This window comes from Stenotrophomonas sp. STEN008, assembly GCF_056760435.1.
Genome location: NZ_JBRRET010000077.1, coordinates 1 through 3,410 on the forward strand (window position 1 = coordinate 1; position 3,410 = coordinate 3,410).

3 protein-coding genes are annotated in these 3,410 nt (G+C 68.9%); 2 read left to right on the plus strand and 1 reads right to left on the minus strand.

Annotated features, from left to right (window positions below):
- Positions 1-120: 120 nt before the first annotated feature.
- Positions 121-1,485, minus strand: coding sequence for a glutamate--cysteine ligase (locus ACVOME_RS18585; protein ID WP_481505389.1), 1,365 nt, complete (start codon positions 1,483-1,485; stop codon positions 121-123).
- 152 nt (positions 1,486-1,637) lie between these two features.
- On the opposite strand from ACVOME_RS18585, the gene ACVOME_RS18590 reads away from it, so the two are divergent.
- Positions 1,638-2,342 (plus strand): VIT1/CCC1 transporter family protein, encoded by a 705-nt coding sequence (locus ACVOME_RS18590; RefSeq protein ID WP_481505390.1) that lies wholly within the window; start codon positions 1,638-1,640, stop codon positions 2,340-2,342.
- Positions 2,339-3,163 carry a helix-turn-helix transcriptional regulator gene (locus ACVOME_RS18595; protein WP_065181741.1) on the plus strand — a complete coding sequence of 275 codons (825 nt, stop codon included), beginning with the start codon at positions 2,339-2,341 and terminating at the stop codon, positions 3,161-3,163. Before ACVOME_RS18590 ends, ACVOME_RS18595 begins: the two co-directional genes overlap by 4 nt.
- Positions 3,164-3,410 lie beyond the last annotated feature (247 nt).

The following is a 3,410-nucleotide window of genomic DNA, read 5'->3' on the forward strand; positions in this document are numbered from 1 at the left end:
CTCCCCCGCGGGGGGGGGTGGTGGTGTTGTTTTGCGCCCCCCCCCGCCCGGGGCGCGGGGGCCGCGGGGGCGTCGGGGTGGGTCGGGGCGCGCGGGCCCCCCCCCCCCCCGCGGCCGCATTCAGTACGCGAATTCCCGGAACACCGGATCCACGTTGCCGTGCCAGCGACCATGGAACAGCGCCAGCTTGCGCTCTGCCGGTGTCAGGCCGGATTCGACGATCTCCTGCAGCACATCCAGGAACTTGCTCTCGTCCTGGCCATCGGCATTGCGCGCGGCGCGGCGCTTCAGGCCCTCAACGGAAATCTTCACCGCCTCGCGCGCCAGATCGCGCACGGTGCCATCGCGGAACGGCAGGTTCATCGCATGCTTCGGCACGCCGTCGCGCAGGATATGGCGCTCGGCCAGGGTGAAGTCACGCACCAGATCCCAGGCCGCATCCAGCGCGGTGTCGTCGTACAGCAGGCCGACCCAGAACGCCGGCAGGGCGCACAGGCGGCTCCACGGACCGCCATCGGCGCCCCGCATTTCCAGATACTTTTTCAGGCGCACTTCCGGGAACGCCGTGGTCGTGTGGTCCGACCAGTCGCGCAGGGTCGGCAACTCGCCCGGCAGCACCGGCAGCCGGCCCTGCATGAAATCGCGGAAGCTCTGCCCGCTGGCATCGTGGTAGATGCCATCGCGGTAGGAGAAGTACATCGGCACGTCCAGCAGGTAATCGACGTAACGCTCATAGCCGAAGCCATCCTCGAACACGAAGTCGAGCATGCCGGTGCGATCGGCGTCGGTGTCGGTCCAGATGTGCGATCGATAGCTCAGGTAGCCGTTCGGCTTGCCTTCGGTGAACGGCGAGTCGGCGAACAGCGCGGTGGCGATCGGCTGCAGTGCCAGCGAAACGCGGAACTTTTTCACCATGTCCGCTTCGCTGGCGTAGTCCAGGTTGACCTGCACCGTGCAGGTACGGGTCATCATGTCCAGGCCGAGCGAACCGACCTTGGGCATGTACGCGCGCATGATCCTGTAGCGGCCCTTCGGCATCCACGGCATCTCATCGCGCGCCCACTTCGGCTGGAAGCCCATGCCCAGGAAGCCCAGCTGGAGCTCGCCGGCCACCTGCGCCACTTCGTTCAGATGGGTACCGGTCTCCACGCAGGTCTGATGGATGGTCTCCAGCGCCGCGCCGGACAGTTCCAGCTGGCCGGCCGGTTCCAGCGTCACCGACGCGCCATCGCGCAGCAGGGCGATGGTGTTGCCGTTTTCCTGCACGGGTTCCCAGCCGAAACGGACCAGGCCGTTGAGCAGGGCCTCGATGCCACGCTCGCCTTCAAAGGCCGGCGGTCGCAGGTCGTCCAGGCGGAAGCCGAACTTCTCGTGCTCGGTGCCGATGCGCCACTGCGCGCGGGGCTTTTCGCCGGAGGCGATCACCTCCACCAGCTGCGAGCGGTCGGTAATGGGCGTATCGGCGACGTGGCTGGGGCTCGACAAGGGGAAGACTCGCTGTACGGTGACGGGGGATGTGGGGCTGGGAGCCTTCCATCGCAAGGGCGCACTATAGCGTGGCGCCCCGTCGCAGCATGCGACGGAGACGGGTTTCAGCATCCTACCGACGACCTCTTGACCCTCGTACACTGCAAGGCATGACCCGTCATTCGCGCCATCCGGAACGACACAGGGCCGACCGCGTCGGCTGGCTGCGCGCCGCCGTGCTCGGCGCCAACGACGGCATCGTTTCAGTGGCAGGGCTGGTGGTCGGCGTTGCCGCCAGTGGCGCATCGGCCAGCACCCTGCTGGCCACCGGCCTGGCGGGCACGGTCGCAGGGGCGATGTCGATGGCCGCCGGCGAGTACGTCTCGGTGCAGACCCAGGCCGACACCGAAGGCGCCGACCTGGCGATGGAGAAGCGCGAACTGCAGGACGATCCGCACAGCGAGCTGGAAGAGCTGGCCGCCATCTACCGCCATCGCGGCCTGGCCCCGGCGCTGGCGCGGCAGGTGGCCGAACAGCTCACGGCCCATGATGCCCTCGGTGCGCACGCTCGCGACGAACTGGGCATCACCGATACCCTGCGCGCCCGGCCGCTGCAGGCCGCACTGGCCTCGGCCGCAGCCTTCACCTGTGGGGCGGCCCTGCCGGTGCTGACCGCACTGCTGGCACCGGCCGACTCCGTGGCAGGGGTGACCACCGCCGGCACCCTGCTGGGCCTGTGCGTGACCGGCGCGATGGCGGCCCGCGCTGGAGGTGCGCCTGCCCTGCGCGGCGCCCTGCGCGTCATGTTCTGGGGCGCACTGGCAATGGCTGCAGCCGCCGGCGTCGGCCGGCTGCTGGGAGCCCACGTGACATGACCACGATGCTGCCCGCAGCAACGGCGCTGCTGGCCGAGATGTCTTCGCTGGCCGGTTGTGATCGCGCCGAGGGTTATGCCTGCATCACCGCACGGCGCGAGCATGGCGCCAGCTCGGTGGAGATCCCGCAACCGCAGTTCGCGATCCTGCTGGAAGGACGCAAGCAGGTACGTACCGCACACCAGACGCTGGAGTTCGCGCCCGGCGACATACTGCTGCTGACCCAGCGTTGCCGCATCGACGTGGTCAACCGTCCAGACCCGCGCAGCGGCCGTTACCTCAGCGCCATCGTGCCGCTGTGTGCGGAAGTGCTGGCCGCGGCGCGGACACTGTGGAACGAGGAACTGCCCAGCGCCGGTCCGTCGATGGCGCGGTTGTCGCTGGCCGAACATGGCGCCGTGCTGCGCCGCTGGCGGCAATCGCTGCAGGATGGCCATTACAGCGACGCCCGGCTGGCCCTGGCCTCGATGGTGCTGACCCTGTGCCGGCAAGGCCATGGCAACCTGTTGCTGCCCACTGCACCGACGCTGGGTGAGCAGATACGGGATCGCGTCGCCGCTGAACCTGCGCGCGACTGGCAATCGCGTGACCTGGAGGAGCAGTTCGCACTGAGCGGCGCCACCCTGCGTCGTCGGCTTGCGGCCGAGCGCACCAGCCTGCGCCAGCTGCTGACCGAGGCACGACTGGCCCACGCCATGCAGTTGCTGTACACCACCGACCTGCCGCTGAAGACCGTGGCCGCACGCGCGGGCTACCGTTCCGCGGCCAGTTTCAGCAAGCGCTTCGCCGAGCAGTACGGACTGGCTCCTACAGACATCTGAGGGGGTCAGGCAGGGCTGCGCCCTGCACGCGCAGAGGCAACGGCCGAAGCAACAGCAACAGCGGGCATTCCGTGGGAAAGCGAGGCACTCTGCGCCGCCTTCGACAGATTCCGGCGGCTGATCGAATGAAGTTCCGGGGGGGGGGGGCAATTTTTTGGGGGGAGAGCCAGGGGGCCCCAGCCCCGAAAGTGACGAACGGGAGTAAAAGAAGAAGAGGGGGGGGGGGGGGGGGGGGGGGGGGGGGGGG